Annotated in this window: 18 protein-coding genes; 14 read left to right on the forward strand and 4 right to left on the reverse strand. The window is 69.2% G+C overall.

Going from position 1 to position 20,410, the window contains the following annotated elements; genetic code table 11:
• Positions 1 to 87 precede the first annotated feature (87 nt).
• The 5 genes from OSC27_RS06430 (at position 88) to OSC27_RS06450 (ending at position 4,173) form a co-directional block, all read left to right on the forward strand.
• On the forward strand, positions 88 to 480 hold the full coding sequence (locus tag OSC27_RS06430; RefSeq protein WP_267180627.1) for a DUF6113 family protein: 393 nt from the start codon (positions 88 to 90) through the stop codon (positions 478 to 480).
• A 35-nt stretch (positions 481 to 515) separates the two neighbouring features.
• The gene (gene fdxA, locus OSC27_RS06435; RefSeq protein WP_267180628.1) at positions 516 to 839 is read left to right on the forward strand and encodes a ferredoxin; all 324 of its coding nucleotides are present in this window, start codon (positions 516 to 518) and stop codon (positions 837 to 839) included.
• Positions 840 to 854: 15 nt separating this feature from the next.
• Positions 855 to 1,967 carry a succinyldiaminopimelate transaminase gene (gene dapC, locus OSC27_RS06440; RefSeq protein ID WP_267180629.1) on the forward strand — a complete coding sequence of 371 codons (1,113 nt, stop codon included), beginning with the start codon at positions 855 to 857 and terminating at the stop codon, positions 1,965 to 1,967.
• Positions 1,968 to 2,192: 225 nt separating this feature from the next.
• A complete protein-coding gene (locus tag OSC27_RS06445) occupies positions 2,193 to 3,497 on the forward strand; it encodes a citrate synthase (RefSeq protein WP_267180630.1) in 1,305 nt (434 codons plus the stop codon).
• A gap of 106 nt (positions 3,498 to 3,603) precedes the next feature.
• Positions 3,604 to 4,173, forward strand: coding sequence for a nuclease-related domain-containing protein (locus OSC27_RS06450; protein ID WP_267180631.1), 570 nt, complete (start codon positions 3,604 to 3,606; stop codon positions 4,171 to 4,173).
• A 2-nt stretch (positions 4,174 to 4,175) separates the two neighbouring features.
• Here the strand turns inward: OSC27_RS06450 and OSC27_RS06455 are convergent, their stop codons facing one another.
• The gene (locus tag OSC27_RS06455) at positions 4,176 to 6,794 is read right to left on the reverse strand and encodes a penicillin acylase family protein (protein ID WP_267180632.1); all 2,619 of its coding nucleotides are present in this window, start codon (positions 6,792 to 6,794) and stop codon (positions 4,176 to 4,178) included.
• A gap of 131 nt (positions 6,795 to 6,925) precedes the next feature.
• A complete protein-coding gene (locus OSC27_RS06460; protein ID WP_267180633.1) occupies positions 6,926 to 7,507 on the reverse strand; it encodes a TetR family transcriptional regulator in 582 nt (193 codons plus the stop codon).
• Between the two features lie 128 nt (positions 7,508 to 7,635).
• Between OSC27_RS06460 and OSC27_RS06465 the strand changes: the two genes are divergently transcribed.
• Together OSC27_RS06465 and OSC27_RS06470 are read left to right on the forward strand one after the other, a co-directional pair.
• Positions 7,636 to 8,547: an SDR family oxidoreductase gene (locus OSC27_RS06465; RefSeq protein WP_267180634.1), complete on the forward strand. Its 912-nt coding sequence runs from the start codon at positions 7,636 to 7,638 to the stop codon at positions 8,545 to 8,547.
• 196 nt (positions 8,548 to 8,743) lie between these two features.
• Complete coding sequence (locus OSC27_RS06470; protein ID WP_267180635.1) at positions 8,744 to 9,616, forward strand: Rieske 2Fe-2S domain-containing protein; 873 nt, start codon at positions 8,744 to 8,746, stop codon at positions 9,614 to 9,616.
• Positions 9,617 to 9,668: 52 nt separating this feature from the next.
• Here the strand turns inward: OSC27_RS06470 and dapD are convergent, their stop codons facing one another.
• On the reverse strand, positions 9,669 to 10,649 hold the full coding sequence (gene dapD / locus OSC27_RS06475) for a 2,3,4,5-tetrahydropyridine-2,6-dicarboxylate N-succinyltransferase (RefSeq protein WP_267180636.1): 981 nt from the start codon (positions 10,647 to 10,649) through the stop codon (positions 9,669 to 9,671).
• A 17-nt stretch (positions 10,650 to 10,666) separates the two neighbouring features.
• On the opposite strand from dapD, the gene dapE reads away from it, so the two are divergent.
• From dapE to OSC27_RS06490, 3 genes are all read left to right on the forward strand, one after another.
• The gene (dapE, locus tag OSC27_RS06480) at positions 10,667 to 11,761 is read left to right on the forward strand and encodes a succinyl-diaminopimelate desuccinylase (RefSeq protein WP_267180637.1); all 1,095 of its coding nucleotides are present in this window, start codon (positions 10,667 to 10,669) and stop codon (positions 11,759 to 11,761) included.
• Positions 11,758 to 12,987: a hypothetical protein gene (locus OSC27_RS06485; RefSeq protein ID WP_267180638.1), complete on the forward strand. Its 1,230-nt coding sequence runs from the start codon at positions 11,758 to 11,760 to the stop codon at positions 12,985 to 12,987. Before dapE ends, OSC27_RS06485 begins: the two co-directional genes overlap by 4 nt.
• A gap of 83 nt (positions 12,988 to 13,070) precedes the next feature.
• The gene (locus tag OSC27_RS06490; RefSeq protein WP_267180639.1) at positions 13,071 to 13,244 is read left to right on the forward strand and encodes a DUF3117 domain-containing protein; all 174 of its coding nucleotides are present in this window, start codon (positions 13,071 to 13,073) and stop codon (positions 13,242 to 13,244) included.
• 9 nt (positions 13,245 to 13,253) lie between these two features.
• Here the strand turns inward: OSC27_RS06490 and OSC27_RS06495 are convergent, their stop codons facing one another.
• Positions 13,254 to 13,886 (reverse strand): O-methyltransferase, encoded by a 633-nt coding sequence (locus OSC27_RS06495; RefSeq protein ID WP_267180640.1) that lies wholly within the window; start codon positions 13,884 to 13,886, stop codon positions 13,254 to 13,256.
• 80 nt (positions 13,887 to 13,966) lie between these two features.
• On the opposite strand from OSC27_RS06495, the gene OSC27_RS06500 reads away from it, so the two are divergent.
• From OSC27_RS06500 to OSC27_RS06515, 4 genes are read left to right on the forward strand one after another with little or no spacing between them, the layout of a single operon-like run.
• Entirely contained in the window at positions 13,967 to 14,332 is a 366-nt protein-coding gene (locus OSC27_RS06500) for a sec-independent translocase (protein ID WP_267180641.1), read from the forward strand.
• Between the two features lie 12 nt (positions 14,333 to 14,344).
• Positions 14,345 to 17,272 carry a helix-turn-helix transcriptional regulator gene (locus OSC27_RS06505; RefSeq protein ID WP_267180642.1) on the forward strand — a complete coding sequence of 976 codons (2,928 nt, stop codon included), beginning with the start codon at positions 14,345 to 14,347 and terminating at the stop codon, positions 17,270 to 17,272.
• A gap of 45 nt (positions 17,273 to 17,317) precedes the next feature.
• Positions 17,318 to 19,939 carry a PEP/pyruvate-binding domain-containing protein gene (locus OSC27_RS06510; protein ID WP_267180643.1) on the forward strand — a complete coding sequence of 874 codons (2,622 nt, stop codon included), beginning with the start codon at positions 17,318 to 17,320 and terminating at the stop codon, positions 19,937 to 19,939.
• Complete coding sequence (locus tag OSC27_RS06515) at positions 19,936 to 20,409, forward strand: hypothetical protein (protein ID WP_267180644.1); 474 nt, start codon at positions 19,936 to 19,938, stop codon at positions 20,407 to 20,409. The genes OSC27_RS06510 and OSC27_RS06515 overlap by 4 nt, the downstream gene beginning before the upstream one ends.
• The last annotated feature ends 1 nt before the right edge of the window (position 20,410 follow it).

Genomic DNA, 20,410 nt, shown 5'->3' on the forward strand with positions numbered 1-20,410 from the left:
TGAGGGCGAGGGGGATTTGGTAAGGCTTGCCTTAGCCACATTGAATGTAACGCGGAGAGGCGCCGCCTGTCCAGATACGATGGAAAGATGACCGCGCGCATCCTGAACTTCGCAGTACTTCTCGTACTGGGAGCCATCGTCGGCGCAGTGGGCACCGTCGCGCACCAGGCGACGATCACGATGGGCGGGGTTAGGCTCCCCTCAGGAATTGTCCTCGCGCTGCTGACCGTCGCGTGCGTCGTGACCGGCATTCGCCTGGTAACGGATGGCCGCATCCCGGCGCTCGCTTTCGGCGTCGGGCTGGTGGCGGTCATCCTGCTCTTCTCCCAGCGCAGCCCCGGCGGCTCCGTGCTCATCCCGGCGAACACGGCCGGTCAGGTGTGGGTGTACGCGCCGGTGGCCATCGCGGCGATCGCCATCGCCTGGCCGCACATCGCGCGGCGCCCGCCCGCTGAGCCCGTGGCCGCTGGCGTAAACTGAGGCTTCACGCCTTTCGCGAAGGGAATCGATACCCAGTGACCTATGTCATCGCCCTTCCCTGCGTCGACGTCAAGGATCGCGCCTGCGTCGACGAGTGCCCGGTCGACTGCATCTACGAGGGCGAACGCTCGCTGTACATCCACCCCGACGAATGCGTCGACTGCGGCGCGTGCGAGCCGGTCTGCCCCGTCGAGGCCATCTACTACGAAGACGACCTGCCCGAAGAATGGGCCGACTACTACAAGGTCAACGTCGAATTCTTCGACGACATCGGCTCGCCGGGCGGGGCCGCGAAGGTCGGCGTGATCGCCAAGGACCACCCCATCGTGGCCGCCCTGCCGCCGCAGACGCGGGCCTGAGGCGCGGTCCGACCGGTGGCTCTCGCACCCCTCCCCGAGTACCCGTGGGACCAGATGGCGCCGTACGCCGAGCGCGCCCGCGCGCATCCCGATGGCATCGTCGACCTGTCGATCGGCTCGCCCGTCGACGAGACGCCCGAGGTCGTGCGCCGCGCTCTCGCCGAGGCGACCGACGCCCACGCGTACCCCCAGACGGTCGGCACGCCGGCGCTTCGGCAGGCCATCGTCGAATGGTTCGAGCGGCGCCGTGGCGTGCCGGGCCTGACGGCGGCAAACGTGCTGCCGACCATCGGCTCCAAGGAGTTCGTCGCCTGGCTGCCGTTCATGCTGGGTCTCGGCTCCGACGACGTCGTCGTGCACCCGCTCGCCGCCTACCCTACGTACGCGATCGGCGCGGCCATCGCCGGCGCGACCCCCATCGCCTCGGACGACCCCGCCGAGTGGCCGGACGGCACGCGCCTCGTCTGGCTCAATTCCCCAGGCAATCCGGATGGCCGGGTTCTCGACATCGACGACTATCGACGGGCCGTCACCCAGGCGCGTGCCATGGGTGCCGTCATCGCTTCTGACGAGTGCTACGCCGAGCTGGGCTGGGAGGGGAAGTGGGCGTCAGCGCGCATCCCGAGCATCCTCGACCCCCGGGTGACCGGGGGAGACGTGACGGGACTTCTCGCGGCGTACTCGCTCAGCAAGCAGTCGAACCTGGCCGGCTACCGTGCGGCGTTCGCCGCGGGAGACGCGGCGCTCATCGAACGGCTTGTCACGGTGCGCAAGCACGCCGGAATGATGCTTCCCGGGCCGCTGCAAGCCGCGATGGTGGCAGCGCTCGGCGACGAGCAGCACGTCGACGAGCAGCGCGAGCGGTACCGTGCTCGCCGCGCGCTGCTGAAGCCCGCGTTGGAAGCGGCGGGGTTCCGCATCGACCGCAGCGAGGCCGGCCTCTACCTGTGGGCGACCGAGGGGCAGGACGCCTGGCAGAGCATCGCGCGGCTGGCCGACCTCGGCATCCTCGCCGGCCCCGGCGTCTTCTACGGCGACGCGCACTCGCAGCACGTGCGCGTGTCGCTCACGGCCCCGGATGAGCGGGTGCAGGCTGCAGCGGACCGCCTCGCGGCGTCGGCGCAGTGATCAAACGCGCTGCGTCAACGAAACCCGCTGCTTTGACGAAACCTCCGTGCAAACGCCCGTTCGATTGCAGATTGCCACAGTAGCCCCCGTGAGCCAATAGGCTGTAAGAGGTCGCCGCCGCACAGGTCGGTCGGCCGCGCGGCCGAAAGGCCCATCGCGAAACTTCGGCGGCTGACCCATGAGGCCACGCCGCCGCCAGACAGGTCACATCACCAGGGAGGCGTCGTGAGCGAAACCGAGACTTCAGCAGCACAGGAGTCGGCGACCCTGAGCTTCCCCGGAGGAGAAGCGACGTTCCCGATCCTGCCGAGCGTCGAGGGTGCCTCGAGCATCGACTTCTCGACACTGACGAAGCAGACGGGGCTCACCTCGCTCGACTACGGCTTCGTGAACACGGCGGCCACTGCATCCGCTATTACGTATATCGACGGCGACGCGGGCATTCTGCGCTACCGCGGCTACCCGATCGAGCAGCTCGCCGAGAACTCGTCGTTCCTCGAGGTCGCGTGGCTGCTCATTCACGGCGAGCTGCCGAGCGCCGACGAGCTGGCGGATTTCGACGAGCGCATTCGCCGGCACACGCTGCTGCACGAGGATCTGCGCAGCTTCTTCAATGCCCTGCCGCACGACGCCCACCCCATGTCGGTGCTCTCGAGCGCCGTCTCAGCGCTCTCGACCTTCTACCAGGATTCGCTGAGCGTGAGCGACCCAGAGCAGGTCGAGCTGTCGACCATCCGCCTGCTGGCGAAGATGCCGGTGATCGCGGCGTACGCGCACAAGAAGAGTCTGGGCCAGGCGTTCCTGTACCCCGACAACTCGCTGAGCTTCGTCGACAACTTCCTGCGCCTCAACTTCGGCACGAACGCCGAGCCGTACGAGGTGAACCCGGCGGTCTCGAGGGCGCTCGAGCGCCTGCTCATTCTGCACGAGGATCACGAGCAGAACGCCTCCACCTCGACGGTTCGCCTCGTGGGGTCGACTCAGGCAAACCTCTTCGCCTCGATTTCGGCGGGCGTCAACGCGCTCTACGGGCCGCTGCATGGCGGCGCGAACGAGGCGGTGCTCGGCATGCTGGGGCGCATCCGTGACTCTGGTGAGAGCGTGGCGACGTTCGTCGAGCGGGTGAAGAAGAAGGAAGAGGGCGTGAAGCTCATGGGCTTCGGTCACCGCGTCTACAAGAACTTCGACCCGCGCGCGCGTCTGGTCAAGGAGAGCGCGGATGAGGTGCTCGAGGCGCTCGGCGTCAAGGACGACCTGCTCGACATCGCCAAGGAGCTCGAGGCCGTCGCGCTGGCCGACGACTACTTCATCGAGCGCAAGCTGTACCCCAACGTCGACTTCTACACCGGCGTCATCTACAAGGCCATGGGGTTCCCGACGCGCATGTTCACCGTGCTGTTCGCGATCGGGCGGCTGCCCGGCTGGATCGCGCACTGGCGAGAGATGAACTCGGATGCCTCGACCAAGATCGGTCGCCCGCAGCAGCTCTACATCGGCGAGACCGAGCGCGACTGGCCCGCCGGCCGCTAGAGTTCCCTGTTCGGGTGCCCCGAGAACGGGGACATGTGCGCCAGCTGTGAAGAGAGCAGAGTTGTCTCAACAGCAACAGCGCTGGTGAACCCGGGGGGAGGCGGCCATGGACTTCGAAAGTATGGTCCAGGCGTTTCGCCATGAGACACCCGTCACGCCGCAGGCCGACCCGAAGCCGCGGTTCACGAGCGCACACGGGAACAGCGCGGTCGGGGCCGCTCTCTCCCTACTCGGTGACGACTGGGTCGCATTCAGGGGGATGCAATTCGGCCCGGCCTCGTCACGACTCGATCATCTCGCCCTTGGTCCAGGGGGTGTCTTCGCGATCATGTCGCGCAGGCACCCCGGGCGAGCGATCTGGGTGGAGCGATCCACCTTCGTCGTCGGCGGCCAGCGCATGCCGTATGTGCGCACGGCCGAGCACGACGCCGCCCGCGTGCAGAAGCTGCTGGCGGATGCGCTTCCGCCTGCCGTCCGCGTGACGCCGCTCATCGTCGTGGTCGACCCCGGCACGGTCTGCGTGCGTGAACAGCCGGCGGAGGCCGTCGTGCTCGATGCGCGCGGACTCGCGCGCTGGCTGCGGCGCCGGCCCCAGGTGCTCGGTGCGGAAGACGTCGCGCGTGCGGCCGCTCTCGCGGGGCGCTCGGCTGTCAGGCAGCGCGCATCCGCTGCCTGACCTCAGCGCGGGGGCGGGTTCAGCGTCAGCGTGTTCTTCGCTGCGGCGATGACCGCCTTCGGGCTGAACGGCCACGGCCGCGTCTTGTGGTGCTGCCACAGCGGCGTCTGGTCGATGTAGTTCGGGTGGAACGCGTGCCCCGATTCGCCGGTCAAGTTGATCCACGTCGAGCGGTCGAAGTCGGCGAGGTCGATGACCTGCCGCATCGACGGCACGATCGTGACCTCATAGCCGAGTGACGCGTTCCAGCCGGTCGCGTCGACCACGGCAGAGCCGCCGCTCAACTCGAACGGCCCGCGGTTGAACAGCGCCTCGATGGGCCCGATTCCGCTCGTGCCGAAGCTGGCGTTGGTGAGCGTCAGCGTGTGGATCTCACCCCATGACCAGCCGTTCGGGTCGCCGCCCATGAGTGACGACGCCTCCTTCCAGGCATCCTTCGCGGCGTATGCCAGCATCTGGTCACGGCCCGAGATGCCCAGGTTCTCGTCTGACCACCAGCCGGATTCGGGCTGTGTGCTCAAGCGGTGCACCACGTTGAACCACCGGTCCCCGCCCGTCGGCTGCGCGTCGTCTGGCAGCTTGCGCCCGAAGGCGAGGTGCAGCAGGTTCTTGAAGAAGACGTTGAAATAAGCGGATGCCGCGCTGTCGGCATCGTCGTCGCGATTCCACGTTCGCAGCAGCTCTGCGCCGCGCTTCGCGTCGCCGGTGAGCGTCAGGCGCGTCAGCAGCGGGACCAAGGTGTCTGCGTTCTGGTTGTGGTTGTCGTCCTGAATGCGCGCCATGTCGTTCACGGTCAGTTTGTGACCGGCGGCGATGGCCTTCGACAGCCGCCAGGTGATCTCGTTGGCGCGGTAGCCCGCATCCCAGTCTCGCGTGATCGCCACCGGGAACGAGGGCCCAACCGCCGCGTTGTTCGCCGTCGCGATGAAGCCCTTGGTTGGGTTCAGCACCGATGGCAGCTGCTCGAACGGCACGTACCCGCTCCAGGCGTAGGCGCTCGACCAGCCGGGCGCGGGCGTCGTGCCGTCGCTGCCCGTGCGCACCGGAACCATGCCGGGCATCTGGTACCCGATGTTGCCCTTCACGTCGGCGTAGATGAGGTTTTGCGACGGCACGTCGAACAGCCGCGCGGCCTCGCGGAACTGCTCCCAGTCGTGGGCGGCGTTCAGCGCGAAGACGGCGACGGCGGTCGTGCCGGGCGTTAGCGCCGTCCACTGCAGCGAGAGCTGGTACCCGTTCTCGGGTGCGTCCGGCTCACTCGACGCGTCGTCTGCGATGGCCGTGAAGCTCGGCATGCCGCCCGTGACAATGGGCCCGTGCGCCGTCGAGCGCACCGTGAGGTGAACGTTCTTCCCGCCGGCGACCTTGATGGTCTCCTTGCGGGTGGTGAGCGGCACCTGCTTGCCGTCGTAGAGGTAGGTGTCGCCGGTGACCTTCTCGAGGTAGAGGTCGGTGACGTCGGGGCCCGCGTTGGTGAACCCCCACGCGATGTGGTCGTTGTGGCCGATGATGATGCCCGGCATGCCGGAGAAGCCGAAGCCTGCGACGTCGAACGGGCACGATGCTCCGACGCTGCGGCAGTGCAGCCCCATCTGGTACCAGACCGACGGCTCGGCGGGCCCCAGGTGCGGGTCGTTCGAGAGAATGGGCTTGCCCGTCGCGGTGTGTGCGCCAGAGACGACCCACGAGTTGGAGCCGATGTCGGGCCCGTTCGGCCCCAGCAGCTGGGGTACAGAGGCGAGGGTGCCCTTCAACTCGGCGAGGTCGGCATGCAGAGCGGATGCTGCCGCAACGCCGCCGTCGTCCATTGCCCCCGGCGCGCCCGCGCTCTCGCCCGCCGTCTTCTTGGTGCCGGGCTTCGGCTGGCCCGGGGCGGTCGTCGTGGTGCTCGCGCCGCCCCCGAGATCTGTGATGGTCGGGTGGGCGTCGTACGGGTACTCCGGATACAGCTCGGCGAGCTCGGTGCTGGTGAGGGTGGGGGCCACGAGCGCGCGGCCGACCTCGTCGGTGAGGTTGGAACGCAGATCCCACGCCATGGCCTTCAGCCACGAAACGGAGTCGACGGGGGTCCAGCGTGCCGGCTTGTAACCCGGGTTCTGCAGCCCGAGAACCGCGTACTCGAGCGAGATGTCGGCGCCCTCGTGCCGCTTCAGGTAGGCGTTCACCCCGTCGGCGTAGTCCTGGTAGTACCCGAGGGACTTCTGGTCCATCGCCTTGACCTCCTGCTGGGCCACCTCGCGCCAGCCGAGAGTGCGAATGAACGAGTCGGTGCCCACCTGGCTCTCGCCGAAGAGTTCAGACAGCGTGCCGCCGGTCACGTGCCGGCGGAAGTCCATCTCCCAGAAGCGATCCTGCGCGTGCACGTAGCCCTGGGCGAGGAACAGGTCGTGCGGGTCGTCTGCGATGACCTGCGGTATGCCGGCGTCATCGCGATAAACCGTGACCGAGTTGTGCAGGCCGGGCACGTCGAGCGAGCCGCTTACCTGGGGGAAGGATCGCGTGACCATCCACCAGGCGAGGGCGCCGGCGACGATCGCCACGGTGACGAGCACGGCGAGCGTGACGGTCGCGGCTTTCAGGAACCGGTGTCTGCGCCCGATGCGCGGTGTGTCGACGCCCACGGCACTCCCTCGTGTCAGACCTTGTCGTCACTTCTCATCGTATCGAGCGGCGGAGCTGATTCGAGAGCCTCGCCCGACGAGAGCGACGCGGCGGATCAGAGCGGCTCGCCCGATGAGGGCGACGCGGCGGATCAGAGCGACGTGGCCGAGGGCGCGATCAGGTTCTGCAGTTCGCCGAGTACGGCGGAGGTGATCTCAGTGAGGGGCCGATTCTCGCCGGGCCGAAGCCACTGTGCGAACGCGAGCGTGAACACCGTGGTCGTCGACTCCGCCGCGAGGGTTGCCGCGGGTTCGTCCATGCCGCGCGAACGCAGGGCCTCGGCGAGCACGGTGCCGAGACCGGCGAGCTTGTGCGATTCCCTCTCCCGCAGGGCCGGGTTCTGCTCGATCACGGCCTGGCGAACGCGCGAGGCGGCTCGGCGATCGTCTGGAAAGAACTGCGAGACGGCCCTCAGCACGCGCGCAATGACGTCCGGCGTCGCAGCGTCGCGCGGTGCCCCTTCCACGGCGTCAAGGAAAACCTGAACGAACAGCTCCTGACCGTAGAACAGCACCTCGCGCTTGTCGGCGAAATGCCGAAAGAACGTGCGCTCGCTGAGCCCGACGGACTGCGCGATCTCTGCCGCCGTCGTCTGCTCGAATCCGCGCGTCGAGAACAGCTCGAGCGCTGCCGCCTGCAGCCGCTCTTTCGCGGCCGGTTCCCACCGCACCATTTCGCCAGTCTAGATGAAGACAGTCACTGTCATCTGGTGTATCGTGATGTCTGTCACTGACAACAGTGACTGACATCAGATTGTCCATACCGCTCGCGTCGACGAGCGGAGATCGGGAGAGATTCGACATGCATGTTTTCGTCACGGGAGCCTCGGGATGGATCGGCTCCGCGAGCGTCGATGAGTTGCTCGCCGCCGGCCATGAGGTCACCGGCCTCGCCCGATCCGATGCGTCGGCGGCGGCGCTTGAGGCGAAGGGAGCTCACGTTCTCCGCGGCGACCTGGACGACCTTCAGAGCATCCGGGCCGGTGCGGAAGCCGCCGAGGCGGTTGTCCACCTCGCCAACAAGCACGACTTCTCGAATCCGGCGGCGTCGAACGCGGCAGAACGAGCGGCGGTGCAGACCATCGGCGAGGTGCTGGCGGGCAGCGATCGCCGCTTCGTGCTCGCGTCGGGTGTCGCCGGGCTCGCCGAGGGAAGGCCGGCGACCGAGGATGACGCGTCGCGCGCGGTCGGTGCCCAGTCACCGCGAGGGGGGAGCGAGAATCTCGCGTTCGACTTCGTGGAGCGCGGCGTGCACAGCATCAGCGCCCGATTCGCGCCGACCGTGCACGGTGAAGGCGACCACGGCTTCGTCGCGGTTCTCGCCGCGGTCGCCCGGGAGAAGGGCGTCTCCGGTTACCCGGCCGATGGCGCGAACCGCTGGGCTGCCGTGCATCGCCGTGACGCCGCGCGCGTGGTGGCGCTGGGTCTCGAGAAGGCACCGGCCGGCGCGCGGCTGCACGCCGTCGCGGAAGACGGCATCCCGACCCGCGTGATCGCGGAGGCCATCGGCCGCGCGTTCAACCTGCCCGTCGCCTCGATCGCCCCTGACGATGTCGCGGCGCACTTCGGATGGCTCGGCACGGTGTTCGCCATGGACGTCGCCGCGACGAGCACAGCGACGCGCGAGCTCCTCGGCTGGGAGCCGCAGGGCCCCACCCTCGTCGAGGACCTCGAGGCGGGCGCGTACGCGCACCCTGCGCGAGTGCGAGGCTGACGGGGTCGCTCTGCCGCCCGGCTCAGGCGTGCAGCGCCGCGTTCAGCCGCCGCTCCCTCAACCCGCCATCATGCTCGCGGGACCCGTTGCAGGCTCGTGGGACCCATTGTGTCGGGTCCCACGAGTCGCTTTCGGGTCCCACGAGGCCATGGTCAGCGCGTGCCGACCGTGACTACGCTCGAAAACGGGAGGGGACATGAAAAGACTGCCGCTGCTGAAGATGATCGACCGCGTGGAGAACGCGCGAGCGCTCGATCCGCTGGCACAGGGAATCCGCGCCGCTATCGACAAGTTGGTGCGGCCACAGGCGCTGCGCGACGTGCTGAACGGCGTGCCCATAGGGCACCCGTTGCATCCGCTTCTCGTTCAGGTGCCCATCGGCGCGTGGACCTCGGCCGCCGCCCTCGACGCGGTGGGAGGCAACAGGCGGGCAGCACGTCTGCTCGTGGCCCTCGGCATCGCCGGGGCGCTGCCGTCGGCGCTCGCCGGTTACACCGACTTCTCAAGGCTGCATCAGCAGCAGATGCGGGTCGGCGTCGTGCATTCGAGCGCTAACGTGGTGGCGACCATCCTCTACACGGCGTCGCTGGTGCAGCGCCGCCGCGGGCGTGAGGGCAGCGGCAGGCTGCTCGGATTCGCCGGGTACACCGCGGTGATGGTCGGCGGTTACCTCGGAGGGCACCTGTCGTATCGACAGGCAGCCGGTGTCAACCACACCGAGGATGTCCCGCACCGGGTTTCCCCTGACTGGCAGCCGCTGGCGGAGCTCGAGGAGCTTACCGAAGGGAAGCTCGAATCACGCATGCTCGGAGAAGTGCCGCTTGTCGTGCTCCGGCGCGGAGAGAAGGTGAGCGTGCTCGCAGACGTCTGCAGCCACCTCTCCGGGCCGCTGCACGAGGGAACACTGACCGACGGTGCCTCTGCGTGCGTCGTCTGCCCATGGCATGGCAGCACATTCTCGCTTGAGACCGGCGAGGTCGTGCACGGGCCCGCGACGGCGGCGCAACCACGCTTCGACGCCCGGGTCCGCGACGGGCGCGTGGAGGTCTGCCTGCCCGGTGCCGGCTGATCGGTGGCAGACCGGCTGATTGCTGAGAGGCGGCTGCAGTCGCCCGCCCGGCTCAGGCGTGCAGCGCGGCGTTCAGCCGGATGCCCTCACCCGAGCGGGCGAGCACCTCGACCGCACCCGTGAGCGAGTTGCGGCGGAACAGCAGGTTCGGCACGCCCGAGAGCTCCGCGGCCTTCATGGTCTGGGGCGCCCCCGAGGCCGTCGGCGCGCCGCCGACCACGACGACCTTCGTTCCGGCCGTCACGTACAGCCCGGCCTCGACCACCGTGTCGTCGCCGATCGAGATGCCGATGCCCGAGTTCGCGCCGAGCAGAGCGCGCTCACCGATCGCGACGCGGGTCGTGCCGCCCCCCGAGAGCGTGCCCATGATCGAGGCGCCGCCGCCGATGTCGCTGCCGTCGCCCACGACGACACCCTGCGAGATGCGCCCCTCGACCATGGAGGAGCCGAGGGTTCCGGCGTTGTAGTTCACGAAACCCTCATGCATCACGGTCGTGCCCGGCGCGAGATGCGCGCCGAGCCGCACGCGGGACGCATCGGCGATGCGCACGCGCTCCGGTGTCACGTAGTCAGTCAGCCGGGGGAACTTGTCGATGCCATAGGCCTGGATGCCGGCGCGTTGCAGCGCCGGTCGCCTCCGCGCGTATTCGCCGGGCAGCATCGGCCCCGCGTTGGTCCATGCCACGATCGGCATGTGACCGAAGATGCCATCGAGGTTGAGGGTGTTCGGCCGCACCGCGAGGTGCGAGAGCAGGTGCAGGCGCAGGTAGACGTCTGAGGTCGATGCGGGAGCGGCATCCAGCTCGACCTCGACGGTGACGATGTCGACGTGAACGGCGCGCCTGGCATCCTCACCCGTGAGCTCTTCGAGCTCCGACGGCGCGATCCACTTGTCGCGGCCGGCGGGGATGCGGCCGAGCTGCGGCTGCGGGTACCAGGTGTCGAGCACGGTGCCGTCGGCGGCGATCGTGGCGAGGCCGTAGCCCCAGGCGTGCGTGGGCGCGGGCGATTGCCGGGAAACGTCGGAGGCCATGGCTCTAGATTAGTGGAATGGCTCACGGCGAACTCGATCTCAGCTTCAGCTCCATCGACCTGACGCGCGCTCTGTGCGACGTGGATTCCGTCTCGGGCAACGAGACGCCGCTCGCCGACGCGATCGAGCGCGCTCTCGCCGGCGTCGCCCACCTCGAGGTGATCCGCGATGGCGACACCATCGTGGCGCGCACCGATCTCGGCCGCGCCCGGCGCGCGCTCATCGCCGGCCATATCGACACGGTGCCCATCAACGGCAATGTGCCCACCCGCGTCGAGACCATCGACGGCACCGACTACCTGTGGGGCCGCGGCACGGTCGACATGAAGGCGGGTGTTGCCGTGCAACTGAAGCTCGCCGCCGAACTGAGCGAGCCCGCCATCGACGTCACGTGGATGTGGTACGACCATGAGGAGGTCTCCGCCGACCTCAACGGCCTCGGCCGGCTCGCGCGAAACCGCCCCGACCTCTTCGAGGGCGACTTCGCCATTCTGGGTGAGCCCTCGAATGGCATCGTCGAGGGCGGCTGCAACGGCAACATGCGCATCGAGGTGCGCACGAGGGGCCTGCGGGCGCACTCAGCGCGCGCCTGGGTCGGCGACAACGCCATTCACCGCGCTGCCGGCATCCTGAACATCCTGACCGCGTACGAGCCGCGGGTCGCCGACGTCGAGGGCCTCGAGTACCGCGAGGGGCTGAACGCCGTCGGCATCACGGGCGGCATCGCCGGCAACATCATTCCTGACGAGTGCATGGTGCACATCAACTACCGGTTCGCGCCGGACCGCTCGGCCGACGAGGCCGAGGCGCACCTGCGCGAGCTGTTCGACGGCTACGAGGTCACGGTCGTCGATAAAGCGGATGGCGCCCGCCCCGGCCTCGACGCTCCTCTCGCGCGCCAGTTCCTCGCGGCCGTGGGCGCCGACGCCCGCCCCAAGTACGGCTGGACCGACGTGGCCCGTTTCTCGGCCCTCGGCATCCCTGCCGTCAACTACGGTCCAGGTGACCCGCTCAAGGCGCACGCTGACGACGAGCGAGTAGCCCTGCACCAGATCACCGACTGCGAGGCCGGGCTGCGGGCGTGGCTCACGAGCGAATCGACCGCCGTGTGAGCCAAACGCTCCAGCACCGGCGGCCGTCGACGGCAGCCGCGCAGATCGCCCGCATGCCCTGGTGGCTGCGGGTGCTCGTCGTCTACGGCCTCGCCCGCATCGCGACCACCGTGATGCTGCTGACGCTCGCCGCCGTGCAGGGCCCGAACCCGTGGACCGGGGCGCATCCGGGTTACTTCGACTTCGCCTCCATCTGGGACGGACGCTGGTACAACATCGTTCAGGGCTGGGGCTACCCGGCCGCGCTACCGCACACCGATACCGGCCAGGTCTCCGAGAACGCGTGGGCGTTCCTTCCCGGCTACCCGTGGGTCGTCGGCGCGGTCATGTTCGTCACGCGCCTGCCCTGGCCGGTCGCCGCCGTTCTCGTCTCGGTCGCATTCGGTGCCGGCGCCGCACTGCTCTTCTACCGGATGCTGCTGCCGCGCCTCGGCGCTGGCAGCGCCCTGTTCGCGGTCGCCCTCTTCTGCGTCGCTCCCGTCTCCCCGCTCTTCCAGCTCGCCTACGCGGAGTCGATGCACCTCTTCCTACTGCTCGCCGCCCTGCTGCTGCTCATCAACCGGCGCTATCTCGCCCTGATCCCGGTGGTCGTGATCATGGCGTTCGTCAGGCCGAGCGGGTTGGCGTTCGCGCTCGCGGTGGGTCTGCACGTTGTGTATCGGTGGGCGGTGCGACGGCGCGAGCCGTTCCCGGCCCGAGAGGTGGCGGCATCCGTCACCGCGGCGATCGTCAGCGGAGTGGCCGGCCTCGCCTGGCCCGCGATCGCGGCGGCCGCGACGGGTCAGGTGAACGCGTACACGGCGACCGAACTCGCGTGGCGTGCGCCGTACATCGGGTACGGCGAGCTGCTGCCGTTCGCCCCGTGGGTGCAGGGCGCCCGGTGGTGGTTCAGCACCTGGCTCGGTCTGCCGCAGTGGCTCGGCTACGTGACGCTTGCCCTGCTGGTGGCGGCGTTCGCGGTGGCGATGTTCGTGCCCGCCGTCAGGCGGCTGGGGGTGGACATTCGGCTGTGGCTCGTCTCGTACGCGCTGTATGTGCTCGCGGTGTTCTTTCCGCAGTCGAGCACGTTTCGCATCCTGATGCCGCTGTTTCCGCTGCTCGGGGCGCTCGCGGTGGGGCGCTCGAGGGTGTACCGAGCCGCGCTGATCGTGGTGTTCCTGGCGCTGCAGTGGGGGTGGCTGCTGATCTGCTGGGGGGTCGACGGGTCCGACTGGACGCCACCGTGACGCGGAGGCTCGAAGGGCGAGCGATTTCCGCCCTCCCGCGTTCATAGCGGATAATGGAAGGACATCCACGAAAGGGGACCTGCATGGCAGCCATGAAGCCGAGGACCGGAGACGGGCCAATGGAGGCTGTGAAGGAGGGCAGGCTCATCATCGTGCGTGTGCCGCTCGAGGGCGGGGGGCGCCTTGTCGTATCGGTGAACGATGCCGAGGCCAGGGAACTGCACGACGCACTCGCGAGCGTCGTCGCGGGCAGCTGAGCAGGCGCCCTATTCGGCCAGCTTGGTGATCTGAAGCAGCCCGTCGGCGACGGGTGACAGGGCGCTGACGACGGCGCCCGATGCAGCGATCTCGGTAACGAGAGAGCGGTAGCCCGTGGTGAGGTCGTCGCGCTGGGCGGGGTCGGAGACGCGATCCTTCCACAGTGCGTGCGGAACCAGAACGGTGCCGCCGGGCCGTGCGAGCCGCAGCCCGTGCTCGACGTACTCGATGACCGACTGCGGATCGGCGTCGACGAACACGATGTCGTACGAGTTCTCGTTCATTCGGGGGAGAACGTCGCGGGCTCGACCCGTGATGAGGCGGACGCGATTGGCGGAAATGCCGGCCTCCGTGAATGCGGACCTCGCGTGCTGCTGGTGGTCGAGTTCTGAATCGATCGACGTGAGCATGGCCTTCTCACCCCCGGTGAGCAGCCAGAGACCGGAGACGCCGGCGCCCGTGCCGATCTCGACAATGGAGCGCGCATCCGTCGCCGCCACGATGACGGCGCACTGGGCCCCGATCGACGGGGCGATCGGCTCGATGCCGAGCTCGAGCGACTGCTGGCGCGCCCTCGTGATCACGTCGCTCTCGGCAACGATCTCGTCGGCGAACTTCCAGTTCGATGTCTTGTCGGCCACGCACACTCCCGTTGTCTCAGCACAAGAATACGGTGCGAGGCTGCAGCATACGCGCAGGGCGCACGCGTTAGTCTGATCTCGTGTTCAATGGGCTCAGTTTCGACAAGCTGCTGATCGTGGGGGTGATCGCGGTCTTTCTGCTGGGTCCGGAGCGGCTTCCGCATTACGCTAGGCAGCTCGCCCAACTACTGAAGAACCTGCGCAACCTCGCCGACGGCGCGAAAGACCGCATGCGTGAGGAGATGGGCCCGGAATTCGACGACGTCGACTGGCAGAAGCTCGACCCTCGCCAGTACGACCCGCGCCGCATCATCCGCGAGGCCCTGCTCGACGATGACGACGACGCGGTGCGACCCGGTATCCGGCCGGCTCGGGCCGAGGTGGCCCCCGGCCGGGCAGCGCTCGAGGTCGGCGCCACACCGCCGTTCGACGCCGAGGCCACCTGAGCGCTCGACCCTATGACCTCGCTTATCGGCAGGGATGCGGAGTTGGCTCGCATGAGGGCCGGGCTCGCACGGGCGGCTGGCGGCGACCCCGGCGTCATCGTCGTGAGCGGGCTGCCGGGAATGGGAAAGAGCAGGCTCGCAGCCGAGGCGCTGTCGCTCGCGCGCGATGCGGGCTTCGGCACCCTCCTCGGGCACGCTGACGAGTCGGCGGCGGGCATCGCCTACGCCCCGTTCATCGAGGCACTCGGGCCGTTGCTGCGCGACATGCCCGCCGACGAGCGGGCGACGCTCCTGCGGGGCCTGGGCCAGCTCTCGCTCCTAATCGGCGCGCTCGATGTGCGTGCACCGCGTCAGCTCCGCGACCCCGCACTGGAGCGTGCGCGCATCGTCGATGGCTTCGCCGTGCTGGTCGAGAGGCTCGCTCGACGTGCCCCGCTGGCGTTCATGATCGACGACGGCCATGCACTCGATCGCGAGAGCGCGGCACTGCTCGCCCACCTCGCACTCACGATCGACGACCGTGCGCTGCTTTTCGTGCTCACCACGCGCTCTGACGAGCCGCATGGCACGCGCGCACGCCAGTTGGTCGCCGGCATGTCATCGGCGACCTGGTGGCACGACCGCGTGCAACTGGATCCTCTGCCGCCCGCGCACGCTGCGACGCTGCTCGACAACGCGCTCGGCGCCCGGGCCGACCCCGAACTCGCCCGCCTCGTGCTGGATGAGTGCGGTGGAGTCCCGCTTTTCATCGAGTCGATCGCCGAGGACCTGCTCGAGGGCGGCAGGCTGACGCGGTGCGGGCAATCGGTCTCGCTGGCCGGCAGTGCGCCGCCGCTGCCCGCCGATCTCCGCAGCCGCATCGCGCTGAGACTGGCCGCGCTCACGGCCGACGATCGACGCGTCATCGAGCTCATCGCCCTCAGCGGTTCGTACAGCGAGTACTCCGTGCTCGCCGCCGTCGGAATCCCGGAGGAGCAGCTCGACGCCGCACTCGAGAGATTCGAGAAGCGGATGCTGGCGGTCTCCGCCGACGACGGCACCATCACGCTCGCGCACGGGATCCTGCAGCAGGTGGTGATCGATGAGCTGGCGCCCGCGCGGCGTCGTCGACGGCACTCAGAGTTGGCGCGAGCGCTGCGGGCGCGTGACGCAGGCGACCCGAGGATCGTGGAGCACCTCATGCGGGCGGGCTCTCTCATAGATCCGGCGCTGGCGCTCGGCGCGCTGCGTGAGGCGGCGGCGCGTGCTGGCTCGCTCGGGGCAACCGACGACGCTGTGCGCTATCTGAGGGCGGCCCTCGAGCTCTCGCAGGCCGCGCCGGCCCCGAGGTCCGCGCAGGCGGACGTGCTCGTGGAACTCGGCATCGCGTGCGTCACGGCGGGGCGACGAGGTGAGGCCGCTGACCACTGGCGGCGGGCGCTCGAGAACTATCGCCGACGCGGAGACGCGAACGGTGTCGCGCATGTGCACCGGGAACTGGCCCTGCTCGCGTGGGGCGACGGTGATGCCGCCGTCGCCAGCGAGCACTTCGAGAAGGCCGAGCGTGCCCAAGAGGGGCAGGAGCCATCGCGCGAGCACGCCGAGTTGCTGTACACGCGCATGACCGTCGCGGTGCGCGACGGTGACACGGGCACGGTGGCCCAACTGGCGGACCGGCTGCGGCCGATCGCAGCCCGCCTCGGATCGACGGAGCTGAGCATTCGACTGCTGCTTGTGGAGGCCGCGCACGACATCGCCGAGAAGCGGCTCGACGCCGCGGTCGACAAGAATACGCGCGCCCTCGACCTGGCCAGGGCGGCCGACGAACCCGCGCTCATGATGCGGGCGTACGACCAGCGCTCCGTGGCAGCGAGCATCCGCGGCGACCTCTCCGAGCTGCGTCGTGACAGCGAGGCGAGCCTCGACATGTCACAGGAGCTCGGCGCCATGAGCATGCAATTCTGGCCGCGCATGCGGCTGAGCCTGGCCGACCTGCTCGGCGGCGAATGGGATCGCGCCTTACGCACCAGTGCCGACGTGCTCGCGACGGTGGACCGTTTCGGGGAGCAACGAGGCAGGCTGAGCGCGCTGGGTACGCACGCCTGGCTGCTCGTCGTGCGCGGGCGCCTCGCCGAGGCCGCCGATACGCTCGCTCGAGCCCGGCCCCTGTTCGAGCATGGTGACGGCGCGCGCGGCTACGCCGACCGCAGGCAGCTCTCCACCGCGATGACCACGGCGTCCACCGCCCTCGCTCTCGCGCAGGGTGATGACGAGGAGGCAGCGCGAGTCGGCGCCCCTCTCGCCGATCTCACGGCGAGCTGGTACCCGTTCGCGCCCGCGATGCTGCTTGGCGAGGCGCTCGCTAGGACGGCGCCGACGCGGGCCGCAGAGCTGAGCGAGCGCATCCGCGATTGGAATACGATCGGCACACCGTTTCCGAACGCCGTCGCGAGCTTCATCGACGGCACGTGCGAGACGTCGCCTGCTGTTGCTGCCGACGCATTTGCCACCGCTGCCGGTGGCTTCGACTCGCTCGGCTTCCCGTTCCTCGCCGCCCGAGCGCGCATCGAGCGTGCCGATCGTCTTCGCGCAGAGGCGGGCGACACGGCGACGGACCTCGCCGCCGAGGCCCTGACCGTCTTCGAGCGGCTCGGTGCGCCGCGTCACGCGCAGCGCGCCCGGCAGGTGCTGCGTGCACTCGGCGTGGTTCCCTCACGGGGCCGGGCGGCGATGGCGACCGGCGTGCTGCTGAGCCCGCGCGAGCTCGAGGTCTCCCGCCTCGTGGCGTCGGGCAGCAGCAACGCGCAGATCGCCACCGCCCTCTTCATCAGTCCGCGCACCGTGACCACGCATCTCGACCGCATCTACCAGAGGCTCGGGCTCAACTCCCGCGCCGCGCTGACGCGCTATCTCGCGGACTCGGGACTTCTCGACTCTGCGATCGACGAGGCGATTACGTAGTCCTGCGTATACCTTCGGATGCCACGGCGGGGCCACCATTTCCCTGTGACCATCAGCAGTCCGAGAGACGAACGAGAGCCGGATGCGGCGGGCGGGCCCGCCGACTACGTGGTCTCCCTTGCCGGAACGGGAATCTTCGGCCGCCGCACAGGCACATCCCCCGACGCCCTTGACGTGCGTATCGGGCGCAAAGCGGCGGGCCTCGCTCGCCTGGCTCGGGCCCGGATTGCCGTGCCCGAGAGCCTCGTGCTGACCACGGAGGCGTACCTTGCCGCGGGAGCGGCGCAGACCCGCTCGGCCGGGATCCCCGTGGAAGTCGACGCCGCGATCCTGGCGATCGCCCGGCACTTCGGCGACGTGCCGCTCGCCGTGCGCTCCTCCGCCGTCGATGAGGACCGCCCCACCGCGTCGTACGCCGGCCTCTACGAGAGTGTGCTCGGTGTGCGCGGCGAAGCGCAGCTGAGGCAGGCGGTGCTTGTGTGCTGGGCGTCGGCATCCGCAGCACGAGTGCGGCGCTACGTCTCGAGCGACATGCTGTCGGGCGCACGGATGGCGGTGCTGGTGCAGCGCCAGCTCACGCCCGATGTGGCCGGCGTCGCATTCACGGCCGACCCTCTCAGCGGAGACCGCTCCGTCACTGTCGTCTCCGCGGTGCCCGGACTCGGCGACCGTCTCGCCGACGGCAGCGTCACGCCCGACCAGTGGCGCGTGTCGAACGGCTCGGCTGTCGCCGAACGCGCCACACTGCAGGCGCTCACCGCCGAGCAGGCGCTGGCGGTGGCCGAACTCGCACGCCGCATCGAGACGGTCGCCGGCGCCCCGCAGGATATCGAATGGGCGATGGATGCCGGCCGGCTGGTCATTCTGCAGACGCGCCCCATCACGGCGTTGCCGCAGCGGCCGGTCGACGAGCCATGCGACGGGGTCTGGCTGAAGGAGCTGGATCGCTATGCCGAGCCGATGACGGCGCTCGGCGCGTCGGTCGCCACGGTCGTCGTCGGTCGAGGCCTGACGTCGGTGTTCAGCCGGTACGGCGGACTTGTCGAAAGGGTCGACTGTCGTTCCGTCGGCGGCGAAATCTACCTGCGCATGATGCCCGTCGGCGGGCGCGAGCAGGGTGCGCCTCCGCCATGGTGGCTCCTCAGCATCCTCACGCGCGTCGTGCCCGACCTCCGCCACCGCATGCGTCGTGCCCGCCGGAATGCGTCACCCAGTGCGATCGCGCAGAGCATCGAGCGGTGGCGTGACACGCAGCGGGGCGCGCTGCGGAGCGAGATCGAGGCAGTCCAGGCCGTGCGGATCGACCTGCTCGATGACACGGCGCTCGCGGCGCACCTTGGATCGGTTCGCGATCTCTTCGAGAGGGCGATGGCACTGCATTTCAGCCTGAGCGTTCCCGCAGTCCTGCCGCTGTATGTCTTCACCCGCATGTGCCGGCGCCTGCTGGGCTGGGACGACGCCCGGGCGCTGCGCATGCTTGCGGGCGTCTCGCCAGCCACGTCGGAGCCGGCGAGAACGATTGCTCCTCTCGCCGCGCGGCTGCGGGAGTATCCCGACGCGACACAGGCGATTCGCGCGGGCGGCGACATCGCGTCGGCGCTGAGCGCGGTATCCGTCGACCTCGCTCGCGCCTACGACAAGTGGTGCAAGCGATACGCCTGCTCGTGCCTGAGCGACGATCCCGGCTCGGCGACTCTCGCGGAACGACCGGAGGTGCTGCGGGAACTGATTCTGATGGACGCCGGCGCCGTCACAAGGAGGCTCGACGCCGTTCGCCGCGAGGCGCTCGCGGTGATCGAGGAGGTGCGCGGGCAATTGATGCGGCGCGGACCGCGCATCCGGCGCGCCTTCGAGGCGTCCCTGGCCCAGGCGCTCACCGCATACGGATTGCGTGAGGACGTGGCGTACTGGACCGGCTCGCGCTGCGGCGGCCTGCTGCGCGACGCGGCGCTTGCTGCCGGCCGCAGGCTCGCAGCCGCCGGTCGCCTTGACCGCTCCGTCGACGCAGTGAACCTCGACATCGACACGCTCATCCGCGCCCTCGCGGGCGGAGGCGGTGACGTGAGACGGGCGGTCGCCACGGCGCTAGCCGAGCGCGCGTGGGTGCGGCGGCGTCCGGGACCGGCGGTGCTCGGAGGGGGGATTTCGCCCGTGCCGGACCTTCGCGGCATCCCACGTCGCGCGCGCACGGTGAACGAGGCGATGCAGTGGGTGCGCTCGGCGTCGCGCACGGCTGCGGCTCCGGTCGATGGGCAGCAGCACGCGCTTGAGGGAATTCCCGGCTCGGCCGGTCGCGTCATCGGCCCGGCGCGGGTTATTCACGGCGAAGCGGATTTCGGCGCCTTGCGGCACGGGGACGTGATCGTCGCCGCCACGACCGATCCGGCATGGTCGGTGCTGTTCGCCATCGCCGCCGGTCTCGTCACCGACATCGGTGGTGTGCTTTCCCATGCGGCGATCGTCGCGAGAGAGCACGGCATCCCGGCCGTGCTGGGAACCTCCCTCGCAACATCCGTTCTCGCAGATGGCGACATCCTCAGCGTCGACGGAACTCTCGGCCGGGTCACGGTCACGAAGCGAAGCGGAACGGCCGCTGCATCGCGGTTGGCCCTCAGGCAGCAGTCCTCATCACAACAGTCCGCATCACAACAGAAGGAGACATCATGAGTACGGCAATTCACAGTCAGGCAACCGCCACGCCAGCGCGAACGGTGGCGGGCTACCGTGTGGCCTGCGACGTCGCTCAGCGCTGGCTCGCCCTGCTCGGCGTCATTCTGTGCGCCCTGCAGATCGGCTTCGCGGCGCTCGGCTTTTGGGGCGCGCAGCTGAACGGTGGCAGCGAGAAGGCGACACGGGCGGCGTTCGCGCCGCACGGAATGAACGGAGAGGTGCTGCAGTACCTGGCCGTACTTCTGCTCATTCTGGGCCTCCTCGCCTGGTCGGGGTGGAAGACCTGGGTCATTCCCCTCGTCCTGGCGGTGATGCTCTTCACCGTGCAGGGCATCCTCGTGGGTCTGGGGTTCGGGGTCGGCCCGTGGTTCGGCTTCCTCCACGCCATTGGCGGCACCGTCATCACGGCCGGGTTCGTCTGGCTGACGATCGACCGCTGGCGCCATCCGCTTCGGCGCACCGCGTAGG

Source organism: Microbacterium sp. STN6 (genome assembly GCF_026410545.1).
In the GTDB taxonomy this organism is placed as follows: Bacteria; Actinomycetota; Actinomycetes; order Actinomycetales; family Microbacteriaceae; genus Root112D2.